Source organism: Roseovarius sp. (genome assembly GCF_018066915.1).
Classification (GTDB): domain Bacteria; phylum Pseudomonadota; class Alphaproteobacteria; order Rhodobacterales; family Rhodobacteraceae; genus Roseovarius.
Map to the genome: position 1 here is coordinate 1 of NZ_JAGPVV010000225.1, position 15,143 is coordinate 15,143.

A 15,143-nucleotide genomic window follows, 5' to 3' on the forward strand; every position below is an offset into this window, starting at 1 on the left:
ATCCTCAAGCCGCTCATGGAGCGCGGCGCGCAGATTGCATGGATCAACGACGCGGTGGGTGATGCCGCCATGCACGCCCATCTGCTCGAATTCGATACGGTGCATGGGCGGTGGGATGCACGTTTCGGGCATGACGACGGCGCGGTGATCATCGACGGCGTGCGTCTGCCGTTCATCGGCGCGCGAGATCTAGGGGAATTGCCGCTCGATGGTGTGGACGTGGTGATCGACTGCACGGGCATTTTCAAGACCGAGGCCAAGATCGCGCCTTACTTTGCGGCGGGCGTCAAGAAGGTCGTGGTCTCTGCCCCGGTCAAGGATGGCGATGCCGCCAATATCGTCTACGGCGTCAATCACGCGGTTTATGAGCCTGCACGGCACCGCATCGTGACGGCGGCAAGCTGCACCACCAACTGTCTCGCGCCCGTCGTCAAGGTGCTGCACGAGAGCATCGGCATCAAGCACGGGTCGATCACCACGATCCATGACGTGACCAACACGCAGACCATCGTGGACCGGCCCGCCAAGGACCTGCGCCGCGCGCGCTCGGCGCTCAATTCGCTGATCCCAACCACCACCGGCAGCGCCACGGCGATCACGCTGATCTATCCGGAGCTGAAAGGTCGCTTGAATGGCCACGCCGTGCGCGTGCCGCTGCTCAATGCGTCGATCACCGATTGTGTGTTTGAAATGGAGCGCGAGACCAGCGTCGAAGAGGTCAATGCGTTGTTTCAGGCGGCGTCCGAGGGGCCGCTTGCGGGTATTCTGGGCTATGAAACCCGCCCGCTTGTCAGCGCCGATTACACCAATGACACCCGGTCGGGCATTGTCGATGCGCCATCGACCATGGTGGTCAATGGCACGCAGGTAAAGGTCTATGTCTGGTATGACAATGAGATGGGCTATGCGCACCGCCTAGTCGATGTGGCTTGCATGGTCGGGGACAGCCTGTGAGCGCACGCCCCGAAGGCCTCGGCGCCTATATTGCCGTCACGGCGGCTTATTGGGCCTTTATGCTCAGCGATGGCGCGCTCAGGATGCTGGTGCTCTTGCATTTTCACACGCTGGGATTCAGCCCGGTGCAATTGGCCTATCTCTTTCTTCTCTATGAGTTTGCGGGGATGGTGACGAACCTCTCGGCGGGCTGGATCGCGGCGCGGTTCGGGTTGACGGCGACGCTCTATGCGGGGCTTGGCCTGCAGGTGGGGGCGCTGATTGCGCTGGCGCAACTGGACCCAGAGTGGAGCCTCGCGCTCTCGGTGGGCTTTGTGATGGCGGTGCAGGGGGCGTCGGGTGTGGCCAAGGATCTGGCCAAGATGTCGTCGAAATCCGCGGTCAAATTGCTGGCCCCGTCTGAGGACGGCGGGCTTTTCCGCTGGGTCGCGGTGCTCACAGGGTCCAAGAACGCGGTCAAGGGGGTTGGGTTTCTGTTGGGCGCAGCACTCTTGGCGGGAATCGGGTTCGTGGGCGCGGTCTGGGCCATGGCGGGGGTGCTGGCGGTGATCCTGATTGTCGTGGTCCTTGCCATGCCGCCGGGGCTGCCACGAGGGCGAAAGGGTGCCAAATTCTCAGAAGTATTCTCGAAATCCGCCAATGTGAACTGGCTGAGCGCGGCGCGGGTGTTTCTCTTTGGCGCGCGCGATGTGTGGTTCGTGGTGGGTATCCCAATCTATTTCTACGGTGTCTTGTCGGACGGGTCCGAGGCCGGGAACCGCGCCGCGTTCTTTCTGATCGGCACGTTCATGGCGGGGTGGATCATCCTCTATGGCGCGGTGCAGGCCTCGGCCCCCAAGATCCTGCGGGCCAAGTCGCGGCCTGAGGCGGCGTTGATCGCGGCCGCGCGGGGATGGGCGCTGGCTCTCTGCGGGGTGCCTGCGGTGCTGACCGTGCTGGCGCTGATAGCCGGGGGGGCGCAACCCTGGCTTACGGTGGCGCTGGTGGTGGGGTTGCTGGTGTTCGGCGTCATCTTTGCCGTCAATTCGGCGCTGCATTCCTATCTGATCCTTGCCTTTACCCGTGCCGAACGGGTGACACTGGATGTAGGGTTCTATTACATGGCCAATGCCGGGGGGCGGCTCTTGGGCACGCTGCTGTCGGGATTGACCTATCAATTGGGGGGGCTTGCGCTCATGCTGGGGGTGGCCACAGGGCTGGTGGCGCTGTCGGCACTGGCGGCGGGGCGGCTGACCTCACAGGAAAAGGCAGAGGCATGAGTGGTTTCGAGCGGTATCTGACCGTCTGGGTCGGGCTGGCGATGGCGGCGGGCGTGATCCTTGGCCTTGTGGCACCGGGCGTCATCGCGGCGATTGCGGCGGCAGAGGTGGCGCGGGTCAATCTGGTGGTGGCGGTGCTGATCTGGGCGATGGTCTATCCGATGATGGTCGGCGTCGATCCATCAAGTCTGAGCCAAGTGGCGCGCCAACCCCGCGGGCTGGCGATTACGCTGGTGGTCAATTGGCTGATCAAGCCGTTCAGTATGGCCGCGCTGGCGGTGCTGTTCTTTGAGGGGGTCTTTGCTGATCTGATCGCCCCTGCCGATGCCCAGCAATATATCGCCGGGCTGATCCTCTTGGGCGCTGCCCCCTGCACGGCGATGGTGTTTGTCTGGTCGCAACTGACCAAGGGCGACGAGAGCTACACGCTCTTGCAGGTGTCGGTCAACGATGTGGTGATGGTCTTTGCCTTTGCCCCGCTTGTGGCGTTCTTGCTGGGGGTCACGGATATCGTTGTGCCGTGGGAGACGCTGGTGCTGTCGGTGCTGCTCTTTGTGGCGCTGCCGCTGGCGGCGGGCTTGCTCACGCGGCGCAGGCTTGGGTCAGAGGCGCGGATTGCGGCGTTTCAGGCGCAGGTCAAGCCGTGGTCGATCCTCGGGCTGATTGCAACGGTGGTGATCCTCTTTGGCCTGCAAGGCCGGGTGATCGTCGAGCGGCCGATGGTGATCGGGCTGATCGCAGTGCCCATCATCCTGCAAAGCTATGGCATCTTTGCGCTGGCCTATGCGGCGGCATGGCTGCTCAAGGTGCCACACCGGATCGCGGCCCCCTGTGCGCTGATCGGCACATCGAATTTCTTTGAACTCGCGGTGGCCGTGGCGATTTCGCTCTTTGGGCTCAATTCCGGGGCGGCATTGGCGACGGTGGTCGGCGTGCTGGTCGAGGTGCCGGTGATGCTGTCGCTGGTGGCATTGGCCAACCGGACGCGGGCGCGGTTCCCCTGAGCCTTTCCATGAAAAAGCCCCGCGCGGCGGCGCGGGGCTTTGTGACTTGCGGCGCAGCTTTGGCTTATTGCGAGAAGGTCGCGAGATAGGCGGCCACGTCTTCAGAACCCTTGGCCAGCTTGAAGGTCATCTTGGAGCGGCTGCCCAGATATTCGCTCGGGTCTTTGACATAGGCTGCAAGCTCTGCCTCGTCCCAAACCAGACCCTCGGCCCCTTTTGCGGCCAGACCGTCAGAATAGCTGAAGCCTTCGACGCTGCCTGCCGCGCGGCCGATCACGCCATAGAGGTTCGGGCCGGTCTTGCCGCCCTTGACGATCGTTTCGCTGTCCGAGGCGATCATGTGGCAGGCTTTGCATTTGTTGAATTCTTTTTCGCCTTTGGCGGCGTCGCCTTCGGCGAAAGCGGGCAGGGAGAGCGCCACAAGCGTGGCGGAAGCGGCGAGAAGGGTCTTCATGAGCTACCTCATTTGGGGTTTGGTTGCATTCCGGTAGTAACCATAGCCCGACTGCCCCGGCTTGCAACCTCCAACTTTGGTGCAGGCGGCGGATTGCCTCAGTCAAATACCTGTGAAAAGCATCGCCGCAGGGCAACATCGAGGTCGTCCATGGTGACGGGCAGGCCAAGATCGACCAAAGAGGTCACGCCGTGTTCGGTGATCCCGCAAGGCACGATGCCGGTGAAATGCTCCAGATCCGGCTCTACATTGATGGAAATGCCGTGAAAGCTGATCCATTTGCGCAGGCGGATGCCGATGGCGGCGATCTTGTCCTCGGCTTGCTGGCCCGTTGCGGTCAGTGGCCTGTCGGGGCGCGTGACCCAGACACCAACGCGGCCTGAGCGGATTTCGCCGGTGACGTTGAATTCGGCCAGCGTGGCGATGACCCATTGCTCCAACTGGCGGACAAAGCAGCGCACATCGCGGCCACGTTTGCCTACATCGAGCATGATGTAGACGACGCGCTGACCGGGGCCATGATAGGTATATTGCCCGCCGCGTTTCGCCTCATAGACGGGAAAGCGGTCAGGATCGGTCAAATCCGCCACTTTGGCCGAGGTGCCGGCGGTGTAGAGCGGCGGGTGTTCCAAGAGCCAGATCGCCTCGGCGGCGGTGCCGTCGGCGATTCGCGCGACACGTTCCTCCATCGCGGCCACGGCCACCGGATAGGGCACAAGATCGGCGGAGTGGTGCCACTCCACACCGGATGGGTCGATGGCAAAGGGGGTTTTCAGCGGCAAGGTTTGACTCTGTTTAGGTGTGAGGGAAAACTTGTGGTAGGTTGATCTATCAAGTTTGCACCTGCTTAGGGGAGATGAGAGATGTTTTCAAAACGAATTCTGATGGTGGCTTTGGCGGCTTCGGTGGCATTGCCTGCGGGCGCGGCCCGAGCGGATTTCAAGGATGGGCTGGTAGGCGGTCTGGTTGGTGGCGCGGTGAGTGGCATCATCGTGAACGAGAGCGCCAAGGCGCGGGAACGCAAGCAGCAGACGACCACCACAACGCGGCGGGTCTATCAGGCCCCGGCGCCTGTGAACTCTGTCGAGCGCCAGCAAGTGCGCGAAGAACAGACAGCGCTCAACTATTTCGGATTTCCGGCCGGGTCGCCCGATGGCGTGCGCGGGCGCAACACGCGGGATGCCGCAGCGCAGTTTCAGGCCCACATGGGCTATCCTGCGACCGGCTATCTGGCGGATTACGAGCGGCAATTTCTGATCAGTTCGTTTTACCGCGCGCAGAGCAGCGGCGCGGCTACGGCGCAGTTGATCGCGCAGCGCGGGCAGGGCACGCGGGGCCTGCTGCACGCCTATCGCGACGAGGCGGTAGGGGTGCCGACCTATGCGGCGGCCCCTGCACCCGCTCCGGCGGCCCCCTCATCGGTGATGGCGTCGATTCCGCAGGCGGCGCAGGTGCCAAGCGCGCCCGCCGCCCCGACTGCGGTTGGGTTTGCCGCGCTGCCGAACCTGATGGCCTCGGGCGGCGAAGGACCGTCGCTGGCGTCGCATTGCAATCAGGTCAGTCTGATCACCAATTCCAACGGCGGTTTTGTCACCGAAGCCTCGATGGGGGATGGTCGTGTGGCGCTGAACGAGCAGTTCTGCCTTTCGCGCACCTATGCGATTGCCGAGGGCGAGACGATGGCGGCCTCTCTCAAGGGGGTGACACAGACGCAACTCGAGGACCAATGCCGGGCGTTTGAACCTGCGATGCGGGATCATGTGGCCGCGCTCTCGCTCAGTCCGCGGGAGGAGGTCGTGCAGAACGTGCGCGGCTTCGTGCTCCAGTCCGGGCAATCTCCGGCGCAATTGGCGGGAACGGCCAAGATCTGTCTCTCGGTTGGCTACCGAATCGACAACATGAACGTGGCGCTTGGGTCGGCGTTGTTGCTCACGGCGCTGGGCGAAGAACCCTATGGCGAGTTGATGGGCCATCACCTGAACGAAGGGTTTGGCACCACCCGGCGGCCTGATCTGGCTCTGGCGTGGTATCAAGGCGCGGTCGAGGCGGTCGAGCGCGGCGCAGAGCCTGTTTTTGCCCCCGGAAACACCGGTCGCACCGGGCTTTTGCGCAAGGCGGCGTTCCAGACACAGGGCGCTCAGGCAGGCAGCGGCGGCAGCGTGCAGCCGGTCGCGACCTTGCCCACGTTCAAGCTCGAATAGGCGGCGGAACGGTCCCGTGAAAAACCGGAGGGGCAATGTGTTTTGCCCCTTCACAAGGCGGATGAGTTTGCATATACGGCCCAAACCTACCTGATCACGTGCGGTCGTGGCGGAATTGGTAGACGCGCAGCGTTGAGGTCGCTGTGGGGTAACTCCCGTGGAGGTTCGAGTCCTCTCGACCGCACCATTTCATCCCTCTGGGGTGAAGGTTGATCAAGACTTTCCCTCATCACAGTCGTGGCGAATGGATGGCGCGTGGCGTGGGCCGGTGTTGTGCCGCGTCATTCCCACCAGCGGTCGATATGGGCGATATCCGCGTCCGACCAGCCGAAGTGGTGCGCCAGTTCATGCACCACCACATGCGTGATCAGATCCGCCAGATCAATATCGCCCCGGTCGCGCCACTCGTCGAGGATCGGTTCGCGGAAGAGCCAGATCGTATCGGGGCCAAGCGGCTGATCGAAATGGGATTTCTCGGTCAGCGGGATGCCTTCGTAGAGGCCTGTCAGTTCAAGTGGATCGTCAATTTCCATCTCGTCGAGCAGATGTTGAGGGGGCCAGTCCACCACCAGAAACACCACCTCTTGCGCCGCCGGGCGAAAGGCCGGGGGCAAGGCCGCGATGGCCGCGCGGGCCATATCTTCAAAGCTGGCAAGATCGGGGGCGGGGCTATCCATGCCCGGCATATGGGGGGCAGGGGCGGAAATGTAAATCCGCCCCCGCGTCGTCCAATCAGAGCATCAACTGATAGCTCGCGGGCACATATTGGAACCCGTCGCCGCGCGTTTCGACATAGCCCACGGCGGGGAAGGGCATGTGATAGCCGATGAAGGGGATCTTGTCGGCGGCCAGCATGTCCAGAACCTTGCGGCGGGTAGCGGCGGCCTGCGCCTTGTCCATGTCGAACTTGACCTCCCAATCAGGATACCCAAGCGACCAGACATAGTGATTGGCGAAGTCGGCGGCGATCACCAGCGATTTGCCACCGCTCTCGATCATATAGGCGGTGTGGCCGGGGGTGTGCCCCGGGGCTGACATGGCGGTGATGCCCGAGGCCACGCTGGCCCCGTCGCCGATCATCTCGGTCTTTTCGGCCAGCGGGCGCATCTTGGCGTCGAACCCTTCGTTACCAGCCGCCGCCCAGTGATCGTATTCGGTGCTGGCGGTCACGTAGCGGGCATTCGGGAAGGTGGCGTCCCCACCCTCTCCCATCAGTCCGCCGATGTGGTCGCCGTGCATATGGGTGATGACCACCACATCGACCTGATCGGGGGTATAGCCCGCAGCGGCAAGGGCGCCGGTGATTGCCTCGGGATTGAGACCGGTGTCAAAGAGCACAAGCTCGGTGCCGGTGTTGATCACGGTGGGCGTAAAGAAGAACTGCGCCTGATCAATGGGAATATTGTTGGCGGCAGAGACCTGCGCAAATTCCTCGGCGCTGACGTTGAGGCCAAAGATCGTCTGCGGTTCAGGGCGCGGCATGGTGGCGGCGAGCAGGGTCGTCACCTCGAAATCCCCGAGTGTCACCCGGTTGAACCGTGTGGTGGCAGCCCCCAGCATCGGGGCTGCGGCACGGGCGGTGCCGGTCATGGCCGCAAGCGGCAGGGCGGCAGCAGAGCCAAGGATGGCGCGACGGGTGAGTGTGGGTCTGGACATGGTTTCCTCCTGTAAATGGTGCTCGCGTCAGGGTAGCGCGGTTCCATGTAGGGCGCATGGCGCTCACGGAAAATTGAGATTGTTTTGGCGCGGGAGGAAACGCGCCATTCCCGGCGTGGATCACGCGGTGTAGCATCGGATTATGTTGACCCTTTTTGCACATCGCGATTACGCCCGTCTTTTTGCCGCGCAGGTTGTGGCCCTGATCGGCACGGGTCTCTTGACCGTGGCGCTTGGCCTTTTGGCCTATGATTTGGCGGGGGCACAGGCGGGGCTGGTTCTGGGCACGGCCTATACGATCAAGATGGTGGCCTATGTGGGCCTGTCGCCGGTGGCGCAGGCGGTGGTGCAACGCCTGCCGCGCAAGGCGGTGCTGATCGGGGCGGATATTCTGCGAGCGGGCGTCGCCCTCTGCCTGCCGTTCGTCACGGACCTCTGGCAGGTCTATGCCCTCATTTTCGTGCTTCAGGCGGCGTCTGCCACTTTTACCCCGGCCTATCAGGCGGTCTTGCCAGATGTGCTGCCCGATGAGCGGGACTATACCCGCGCGCTGTCGCTCTCGCGTTTGGCCTATGATCTGGAAAACCTCGTGAGCCCGGCCTTGGCGGGGCTCTTGCTGGCGGTGATGAGCTATCATTGGCTCTTTCTGGGCACGGTGGCGGGGTTCGTGGCCTCGGCCCTTTTGGTGGCAAGGGCGGTGATTCCCGGCCTGCGCGGTGCGGCGGCAGAGCGCCCCTTTCGCGAGCGTCTGTCACGGGGGTTGCGGATATATCTGGCCACACCGCGCCTGCGCGGCCTCTTGGCGCTGAACATGGCCGCCGCCTCGGTCGGGGCCTTTGTTCTGGTCAATACGGTGGTGCTGGTGCGCGGCGGCTATGGTGGCGACGCGCGGGCGCTGGCCCTTGCGATGGCGGCCTTTGGGGCGGGGTCGATGGCGGCGGCGCTGCTTTTGCCGCGTATTCTGGATCATGTTGCGGACCGGCCGGTGATGATGACGGCGGCGCGGGGGCTGATTGTTGTCGCTCTGACCGCGGGGGCGCTGCTCTGGCGCGGCGGGCTGCCGGGCTGGCCGCTCTTTCTGGTGATATGGGGGGCCATCGGCGCGCTCTATGCCGGTATCCTGACACCGTCGGGGCGGCTCTTGCGGCGCTCGGCCCATGCCGAGGATCGCCCGGCGGTCTTTGCCGCGCAATTCGCGCTCAGCCATGCCTGCTGGCTGGTGAGTTATCCTTTGGCGGGATGGGCGGGGCAGGCCCTTGGCATGGGGCCTGCCTTGGGGGTGATGGCGGGGCTTGCAGCCTTGGGGTTGGGGATGGCGGCGTGGCTCTGGCCGGCTGATCTGATCGATGCGCCCGTGCACGCGCATCCCGACCTGCCCGAGGGGCACCCGCATTTGCGCGCCCATGGCGGGCGGCGGCATGCGCATCCGCTAGTGATCGACGACGAGCATCGCGCCTGGCCCACCCATGGCTAGGGGCCGCAATCTGGACAAACGCGCGCGCCTGTGACAAAGCCCGCGGCAGAGTCAGGAGACGCCCATGATCACCACCCGCTTTGCCCCGTCGCCCACCGGCTATATCCATGTCGGCAATCTGCGCACCGCGCTGATGAACTATCTCATTGCCCGGCGCGCGGGGGGCTCGTTTATCCTGCGGATCGACGACACCGACGCCGAGCGCTCGAAAGAGGCCTATGTCGATGCGCTCAAGCAGGATCTGGAGTGGTTGGGCCTGCACTGGGATCGGATCGAACGGCAATCGCTGCGCTTGGATCGCTATGCCGAAGCGGCGGAGCAGTTGCGCAGCATGGAGCGGTTCTATGAGGCGTTCGAGACGCCGACGGAACTCGACCTCAAGCGCAAGAAACAGCTCAACATGGGCCGCCCGCCGGTTTATGACCGTGCGGCGCTTGCGCTGAGCGACGCGGAGAAGGACAAGCTGCGCGCCGAGCGGGGCAATGGCGTGTGGCGGTTCAAACTGATCCAGGAGCGGATCGAGTGGCGCGACGGTATCCTTGGCGATATTTCGATCGACGCGGCCTCGGTCAGTGATCCGGTGCTCATTCGCGGCGATGGTCAGGTGCTCTATACGCTGGCCTCGGTGGTGGATGATGTCGATATGGGCGTCACGCATATCGTGCGCGGTTCGGACCATGTGACCAATACCGCTACGCAAATCCAGATCATCGAGGCGCTAGGGGCAAAACCGCCGCAGTTCGCGCATCACTCGCTTTTGACGGGTCCGCAGGGCGAGGCGCTGTCGAAACGTCTGGGCGCGCTGTCGTTGCGCGACCTGCGCGCGCAGGGGATCGAGCCGATGGCGCTCTTGAGCCTGATGGCGCGGTTGGGGTCGGCTGATCCGGTGGAGCTGCGCACGGAGATGGCGCAGTTGATCGAGGGCTTTGATATCGAGCGGTTTGGTTCTGCGCCGACCAAGTTCGATGAGAATGATCTCTTTCCGCTGACCGCGCGTCATCTGGCGGCGCTGCCGTTCGAGGCGGTGGCAAGCAAGATCGCGGAGATCGGCGTGCCCGAGGCACTGGCCCCGCAATTCTGGGAGGTCTCGCGCGAGAATATCACCACGCTCAAGGACCTTGAGGGGTGGTGGGTGCTCTTTCGGGATGGCGCGGACCCGGTGATCGAGGACGAGGACCGGGAGTTTGTGGCGCAAGCGATGGCGCTCTTGCCTGAGGGTCCGCATGATGCCGAGACCTGGGGCAAGTGGACGAGTGCCGTCAAAGAGGCCACGGGCCGCAAGGGCAAGGGTCTTTTCATGCCGCTGCGCAAGGCGCTGACAGGCCAAGTGCATGGGCCGGAAATGGCGCAGGTGCTGCCACTCTTGCAGGTGATCAAGGCGAAGGGCTGAGCACCGCCGCGCGCAACCGCGTCTTGTCACGCTCGAGCGCCAAGGCAGCTTCGGCGTATTCGCAGGCATGTTGCGACATTTCCCGCGCCGCCTGAGCCAGATCGGCATCGGGTGCCTTGGCCAGCCGCGCCAGAACCTGTTGCAGGCGCAAGGCCACCTCGATCTGTCCTGCCCCGTCGCGGGCCACCCCGGCAAAGGCCATGTAGATCATCGCGGCGCGCGATGTCTCGGGCACGAACATCCGGGGAAAGAGGGGCCGCTCTTCACCCTTTGAGGCGTGCGTCCAGTCGAGCAAGAGCTTTTCCTGACGGCAAAGCACGGCAATCGCGGTGCCCGGATCGTTGATCCCCGGCGAAAGCGCGCGGGAAGCGGTTTCTGACAGCACAAGCAGCCCATAGCTTGCGTCTTGCTCGAAGCTGCGGGTGGCGGCGATGGTGAGATTCCGGCAGATCGCGCGCCCCTCGTCCTCGCTCAGCCCGCTGGCATGGCCGATGGTCTGGCCCCGGACCAGATAGGCACCGGGCCGGACATAGAGATAAACGCGGGTCTGATCGGTGCCCAGTTTTTCGCTGATGGCGTGCATGTCGATGAGTTGCAGATAACCGGTTGCCGGGGCGGTCAAAGTCCGGACCTCCATCGGCAGGACCGTATCCTCTGTAAGACGCCGCGCACCGAGCGAGGGCAGGCTGCGGTCGCGGATCAGGCTGTTGCGGGCAGCCTCTTCGATGGCGAGGAGTGTGGCATCCATACTGCCCAGATCGCTCAGATGGTGAATCCAGCGCAGGAGCGCCACCACCACCAGCACCACCACCGCCACGGTGAAGACCAGCACCAGAACGCTGGCACCCTCCGGGTAAAACCCGGTCTGAAAGAGAATGATCGCGCTCAGCGCATAAACAAAGGCCCCGATGAACGTGGCCAGAACCGTATGCGTGGTCGTATCCGCCAGCAGGATCGCATGCACGCGCGGTGTTGTCTGGCCTGCGGCGGCATTATGGGCCGTCACCATGACGTTGAGGGAAAAGGTGCTGACCGCGAGCATGCCAGAGGCCAAGATCGTGAGGATCGGCATCACCGCGTCGGGGGTAAAGCGGGCCTTGAGGCTGTCGGGGATCTGGTCGTCGAGCAAGATCGCCGCTGCCGAGGCCAGCACCGCCAAGAGGGCAAAGAGCGTCACGCGCAGCCAGAGCTTGCGGCTGAGGCGCAAGAGCGAGAGCGCCGTGGTCGAGAGAATATGGGTTTTCACACGTGCGCCTTGGTTATCTGTCAGGTCATTCGTCGGGGCATTGATCGGGCCATTGATCGGGGCTGAGGATCGAGACACCAAGCCGGTCAAGATGCTGGTCGGTCTGGTCCCGCTCCTGCGCCGTCAGGGATTGATGGCGAGGATAGCGCGGCGTGCTGCGGTCATCGAGCAGGGGCGCGTCCCAACCATCGGTGGTGTCAAAGAATCGCTGCACGCCCGCTGTGCCGAATTCGCGGAAATAGCCCTGAACTACCACATCAAGATAGCTGAGCAGGATCGGATGCGCGTGGCTGGGGGCCGCATGCAGCCCGTCGGGAATGGTGTAAACGGCGATTTCTGGGCGATGGGGCAGGGGGTGGCGCACCTGATGTGCGGCGGGCGCACGGATATAGGCCGCCTCGCGCGCGTCGAGCGCGGGCCAATCGGCATCGGGCACAGGCGCAATCAGCCCGTCAATCTCTGCCTCGGGGTCCGGCACCACCGTCAGATAGGCCACGGGCCGCAGATCCGTGTGCCGCCAGATCCGCCGCCAGCCGGTCAGTTGCGCGGGAACGGCCCCCGCAAAGGCGTGGCTCGCCCGGTTCACAAGGCTGCCGTAGCCAAAGAAATATGAGTGTTCAATCACGCTTTGCCCCTGTCTTGATCTGGATCATGGTCGCCTCGCCGTTTCACCGCAAGACTTGATCCAGCCATTGAGGGGGGAAATGCCTGTCATGCGGATCACCAAACGCACCAATATTGCCATCCGGCTCTTGATGTTCTGCGCCGCCAACAGCGACCGTCTTGTCACCAAGTCCGAGATTGCCGAGCGCTGCAACACCTCTGAGAGCCATCTGGCGCAGATCATCAACCGCCTGTCGCAACTGGGATTTCTCTATACCAAACGCGGGCGCACCGGCGGGGTGCGTCTGGGGCGTCCGATGTCCCAGATCACCGTGGGCGACGTCTTTCGCCAATTGGAGCAGCATACGCCTGTGGCGGAATGTTTTGCCGATGTCGACAACACCTGTCCTCTGACCAATGCCTGCCGCTTGCGGGTGGCACTGGTTGATGCGGTCGAGGCGTTTTATGCGCATCTCGACGAGGTGACGCTGGATGCGCTGGTCTGCGACAACGAGGCGCTCTTCACGATCTTTTCAGCGGCGCCCTGTCTCAAACAGGCTTGAACTGGCGGGCGCTGTATACTAGCGTCCACCACAGATCGGATAGGGAGAACTGGCGCAAGCCAGTGCCGAAGGAGCAACCGCCCCGGAAACTCTCAGGCGCAAGGACCTGCCCGATCCTCGAAACTCTGGAGAGAGCCCGGACTAGACCGGGACGCCGACGGGATAGCGATCTCAGGCCAAAGGACAGAGGGGGCATCGTGGCGCGGCCTGTGATGGGCATGGCGCATGGGCGGTGCCGGACTGATCGATTGACGATCCGGACCAGAGCAAAGGGAAGGATGCGGATGTCTGATCTGCAAATAACGCCGTTGAATGCGTTGCACCGCGAGTTGGGGGCCAAGATGGTGCCTTTCGCGGGCTATGACATGCCGGTGCAATATCCCATGGGCGTGATGAAGGAACATCTGCATTGTCGCGCCAAGGCTGGCCTCTTTGACGTGAGCCACATGGGACAAGTGATCCTGCGCGCGCCGGGGGGCTATGCCGCCGTGGCCGAGGCGATGGAGGCGCTGGTGCCCGTGGACCTGCTCGGTCTGGGTTTGATGCGGCAACGCTATGGCATGTTCACCAATGACACGGGCGGTCTTCTCGACGATCTGATGCTGGCCAACCGGGGCGATCACATGTTCGTCGTGGTCAATGCCGCCTGCAAGGGGGCCGATCTCGCGCATATGCGCGCTGGATTGCCGGGGGTCACGGTCGAGGAAATCACCGACCGCGCGCTCTTGGCGTTGCAAGGCCCCGCGGCCGAGGCGGTGCTGGAGGCGATGGTGCCGGGCGTGGCCGCGATGCGCTTTATGGATGTGGGCATTTTCGAGAGCGGGTTTGGCGACTTGTGGATTTCGCGTTCGGGTTACACCGGCGAGGATGGATTCGAGATCTCGGTGCCCGAGGCAGAGGTAGAGCCGCTCGCGCGTGCGCTCTTGGCGCATGAGGATGTCGAACCGATTGGACTGGGTGCGCGCGACAGCCTGCGGCTTGAGGCGGGTCTGTGCCTTTACGGCCATGACATCGACACCGGCACGACGCCGGTTGAAGCAAGCCTGAGTTGGGCCATCCAGAAGGTGCGCCGTGCAGGTGGCACGCGTGCGGGCGGATTTCCGGGTGCCGAGCGTGTCCTGAAAGAACTGCATGAGGGCGCATCCCGCGCCCGTGTGGGCCTGCGCCCCGAGGGGCGGGCACCGATGCGCGAAGGCACGCCGCTCTTTGCCGATGCGACGGGCGGCGAGGCTGTGGGCCATGTCACCTCGGGGGCCTTTGGTCCGACCATCGAGGCGCCGATGTCGATGGGCTATGTGTCTCAGGGCTTGGCCTCTGAGGGCACAGAGTTATACGGTGAGGTGCGCGGCAAACGCCTGCCCGTCCGGGTGGCCAAGCTGCCCTTTACCCCTGCAACTTTCAAACGCTGAGCAACAGGAGCCGGAAAGCGATGAAATTCACCGAAGAACATGAATGGCTGCGCGTCGAGGATGACGTCGTGGTCGTGGGCATCACCGAGCACGCCAGCGAGCAATTGGGGGATGTGGTCTTTGTCGATCTGCCAGAGGTGGGCCGGGAGGTGGTCAAGGATGATGGCGTTGTGGTGATCGAAAGCGTCAAGGCGGCCTCGGATATTCTTGCCCCCATTGACGGCGAGATCGTCGAGGTCAACGAGGCCCTGCTTGATGATCCGGGCAAGGTCAATGAAGACCCGATGGGCGATGCCTGGTTCTTCAAGATCAAGCCGGCCGATCCCAGCCAGATGGATGAGTATATGGATGAGGCCGCCTATCAGGCCCATATCGCCTGAACCCGCCCGCCGGAGGTGCGGACGGTCCCAAAGAGTTTCGGGCCTCCGGCGGGAGTATTTTTGCCAAAAAGAAGCAGCAGGTTGGCGTGATGCCGCCTGCGCGATCTGATGAGGACAAACCCATGTCGTTCAAAGCGACCGATTATCTGCCCTATGACTTCGCCAATCGCCGCCATATCGGCCCCTCGCCCGAGGAAATGACCGAGATGTTCAAGGTTCTGGGCGTCGAGTCTCTTGAGGCGCTGATTGACGAGACGGTGCCGAAATCCATCCGTCAGGAAAAACCGCTCGATTTCGGCAAGCCCAAGTCCGAGCATGAATTGCAATTCCACATGTGGCAGACCGCGTCCAAGAACAAGGTTTTGACCTCGCTCATCGGGCAGGGCTATCATGGCACGGTGACGCCGCCCGCGATCCAGCGGAACATCTTTGAAAATCCGGCGTGGTATACCGCCTACACCCCCTATCAGCCGGAAATCAGCCAAGGGCGGCTTGAGGCGCTGTTGAACTTTCAGACCATGGTCAGCGATCTGACCGGGCTGGAAATCGC

General features: G+C 63.3%; 15 protein-coding genes, 1 tRNA gene, 1 pseudogene and 1 riboswitch. Of the genes and pseudogenes, 11 read left to right on the plus strand and 6 right to left on the minus strand.

The genetic code is table 11. The features are described from left to right. From KBT70_RS12565 to arsB, 3 genes are read left to right on the plus strand one after another with little or no spacing between them, the layout of a single operon-like run. Positions 1–954, plus strand: coding sequence for an ArsJ-associated glyceraldehyde-3-phosphate dehydrogenase (locus KBT70_RS12565; protein WP_296633857.1), 954 nt, complete (start codon positions 1–3; stop codon positions 952–954). Then, positions 951–2,213, plus strand: coding sequence for an organoarsenical effux MFS transporter ArsJ (gene arsJ / locus KBT70_RS12570; protein ID WP_296633860.1), 1,263 nt, complete (start codon positions 951–953; stop codon positions 2,211–2,213). Before KBT70_RS12565 ends, arsJ begins: the two co-directional genes overlap by 4 nt. After that, entirely contained in the window at positions 2,210–3,217 is a 1,008-nt protein-coding gene (gene arsB, locus KBT70_RS12575; RefSeq protein ID WP_296633862.1) for an ACR3 family arsenite efflux transporter, read from the plus strand. Before arsJ ends, arsB begins: the two co-directional genes overlap by 4 nt. A gap of 64 nt (positions 3,218–3,281) precedes the next feature. On the opposite strand, the gene KBT70_RS12580 is transcribed toward arsB, so the two are convergent. Next, on the minus strand, positions 3,282–3,671 hold the full coding sequence (locus KBT70_RS12580) for a c-type cytochrome (protein ID WP_296633865.1): 390 nt from the start codon (positions 3,669–3,671) through the stop codon (positions 3,282–3,284). Between the two features lie 98 nt (positions 3,672–3,769). Beyond that, positions 3,770–4,414 carry a lipoyl(octanoyl) transferase LipB gene (gene lipB, locus KBT70_RS12585; RefSeq protein ID WP_296633904.1) on the minus strand — a complete coding sequence of 215 codons (645 nt, stop codon included), beginning with the start codon at positions 4,412–4,414 and terminating at the stop codon, positions 3,770–3,772. 120 nt (positions 4,415–4,534) lie between these two features. On the opposite strand from lipB, the gene KBT70_RS12590 reads away from it, so the two are divergent. Then, positions 4,535–5,872, plus strand: coding sequence for a peptidoglycan-binding domain-containing protein (locus KBT70_RS12590; protein WP_296633867.1), 1,338 nt, complete (start codon positions 4,535–4,537; stop codon positions 5,870–5,872). Between the two features lie 100 nt (positions 5,873–5,972). Then, a tRNA-Leu gene (locus KBT70_RS12595) sits at positions 5,973–6,059 on the plus strand. Positions 6,060–6,153: 94 nt separating this feature from the next. Here KBT70_RS12595 and KBT70_RS12600 read toward each other — a convergent pair. Together KBT70_RS12600 and KBT70_RS12605 are read right to left on the minus strand one after the other, a co-directional pair. Beyond that, positions 6,154–6,549 carry a metallopeptidase family protein gene (locus tag KBT70_RS12600; RefSeq protein WP_296633870.1) on the minus strand — a complete coding sequence of 132 codons (396 nt, stop codon included), beginning with the start codon at positions 6,547–6,549 and terminating at the stop codon, positions 6,154–6,156. Positions 6,550–6,604: 55 nt separating this feature from the next. Then, complete coding sequence (locus KBT70_RS12605; protein ID WP_296633873.1) at positions 6,605–7,528, minus strand: MBL fold metallo-hydrolase; 924 nt, start codon at positions 7,526–7,528, stop codon at positions 6,605–6,607. A 142-nt stretch (positions 7,529–7,670) separates the two neighbouring features. On the opposite strand from KBT70_RS12605, the gene KBT70_RS12610 reads away from it, so the two are divergent. Then, positions 7,671–9,002: an MFS transporter gene (locus KBT70_RS12610; RefSeq protein WP_296633877.1), complete on the plus strand. Its 1,332-nt coding sequence runs from the start codon at positions 7,671–7,673 to the stop codon at positions 9,000–9,002. 64 nt (positions 9,003–9,066) lie between these two features. Further along, positions 9,067–10,392, plus strand: coding sequence for a glutamate--tRNA ligase (gltX, locus tag KBT70_RS12615; protein ID WP_296633881.1), 1,326 nt, complete (start codon positions 9,067–9,069; stop codon positions 10,390–10,392). Here the strand turns inward: gltX and KBT70_RS12620 are convergent. Further along, positions 10,376–11,638 (minus strand): DUF2254 domain-containing protein, encoded by a 1,263-nt coding sequence (locus KBT70_RS12620; protein ID WP_296633884.1) that lies wholly within the window; start codon positions 11,636–11,638, stop codon positions 10,376–10,378. The two genes, gltX and KBT70_RS12620, sit on opposite strands and share 17 nt — an antisense overlap. A gap of 25 nt (positions 11,639–11,663) precedes the next feature. Continuing rightward, positions 11,664–12,260, minus strand: coding sequence for a gamma-glutamylcyclotransferase family protein (locus tag KBT70_RS12625; RefSeq protein WP_296633909.1), 597 nt, complete (start codon positions 12,258–12,260; stop codon positions 11,664–11,666). A gap of 91 nt (positions 12,261–12,351) precedes the next feature. Here KBT70_RS12625 and KBT70_RS12630 point away from each other — a divergent pair, with 91 nt between their 5' ends. From KBT70_RS12630 to KBT70_RS12645, 4 genes and pseudogenes are all read left to right on the plus strand, one after another. Further along, positions 12,352–12,804, plus strand: a complete 453-nt coding sequence (locus tag KBT70_RS12630; RefSeq protein WP_296633887.1) for an Rrf2 family transcriptional regulator — start codon at positions 12,352–12,354, stop codon at positions 12,802–12,804. A 31-nt stretch (positions 12,805–12,835) separates the two neighbouring features. Continuing rightward, positions 12,836–12,922, plus strand: a riboswitch (glycine riboswitch). A 166-nt stretch (positions 12,923–13,088) separates the two neighbouring features. After that, on the plus strand, positions 13,089–14,213 hold the full coding sequence (gene gcvT, locus KBT70_RS12635) for a glycine cleavage system aminomethyltransferase GcvT (protein ID WP_296633892.1): 1,125 nt from the start codon (positions 13,089–13,091) through the stop codon (positions 14,211–14,213). A 20-nt stretch (positions 14,214–14,233) separates the two neighbouring features. Continuing rightward, positions 14,234–14,593 carry a glycine cleavage system protein GcvH gene (gcvH, locus tag KBT70_RS12640; protein ID WP_009818071.1) on the plus strand — a complete coding sequence of 120 codons (360 nt, stop codon included), beginning with the start codon at positions 14,234–14,236 and terminating at the stop codon, positions 14,591–14,593. Between the two features lie 122 nt (positions 14,594–14,715). Continuing rightward, positions 14,716–15,143 (plus strand): annotated as a pseudogene (locus KBT70_RS12645) (glycine dehydrogenase (aminomethyl-transferring)); the annotation flags it as partial.

Bases quoted from the DNA above. Each gene is read 5' to 3' on its own strand.
- gcvT (WP_296633892.1), top strand. From the start codon at position 13,089: ATGTCTGATCTGCAAATAACGCCGTTGAATGCGTTGCACCGCGAGTTG.
- KBT70_RS12580 (WP_296633865.1), bottom strand. From the start codon at position 3,671: ATGAAGACCCTTCTCGCCGCTTCCGCCACGCTTGTGGCGCTCTCCCTG.
- arsB (WP_296633862.1), top strand. From the start codon at position 2,210: ATGAGTGGTTTCGAGCGGTATCTGACCGTCTGGGTCGGGCTGGCGATG.
- gltX (WP_296633881.1), top strand. From the start codon at position 9,067: ATGATCACCACCCGCTTTGCCCCGTCGCCCACCGGCTATATCCATGTC.
- KBT70_RS12590 (WP_296633867.1), top strand. From the start codon at position 4,535: ATGTTTTCAAAACGAATTCTGATGGTGGCTTTGGCGGCTTCGGTGGCA.
- gcvH (WP_009818071.1), top strand. From the start codon at position 14,234: ATGAAATTCACCGAAGAACATGAATGGCTGCGCGTCGAGGATGACGTC.
- KBT70_RS12605 (WP_296633873.1), bottom strand. From the start codon at position 7,528: ATGTCCAGACCCACACTCACCCGTCGCGCCATCCTTGGCTCTGCTGCC.
- KBT70_RS12610 (WP_296633877.1), top strand. From the start codon at position 7,671: ATGTTGACCCTTTTTGCACATCGCGATTACGCCCGTCTTTTTGCCGCG.
- KBT70_RS12630 (WP_296633887.1), top strand. From the start codon at position 12,352: ATGCGGATCACCAAACGCACCAATATTGCCATCCGGCTCTTGATGTTC.
- KBT70_RS12600 (WP_296633870.1), bottom strand. From the start codon at position 6,549: ATGGATAGCCCCGCCCCCGATCTTGCCAGCTTTGAAGATATGGCCCGC.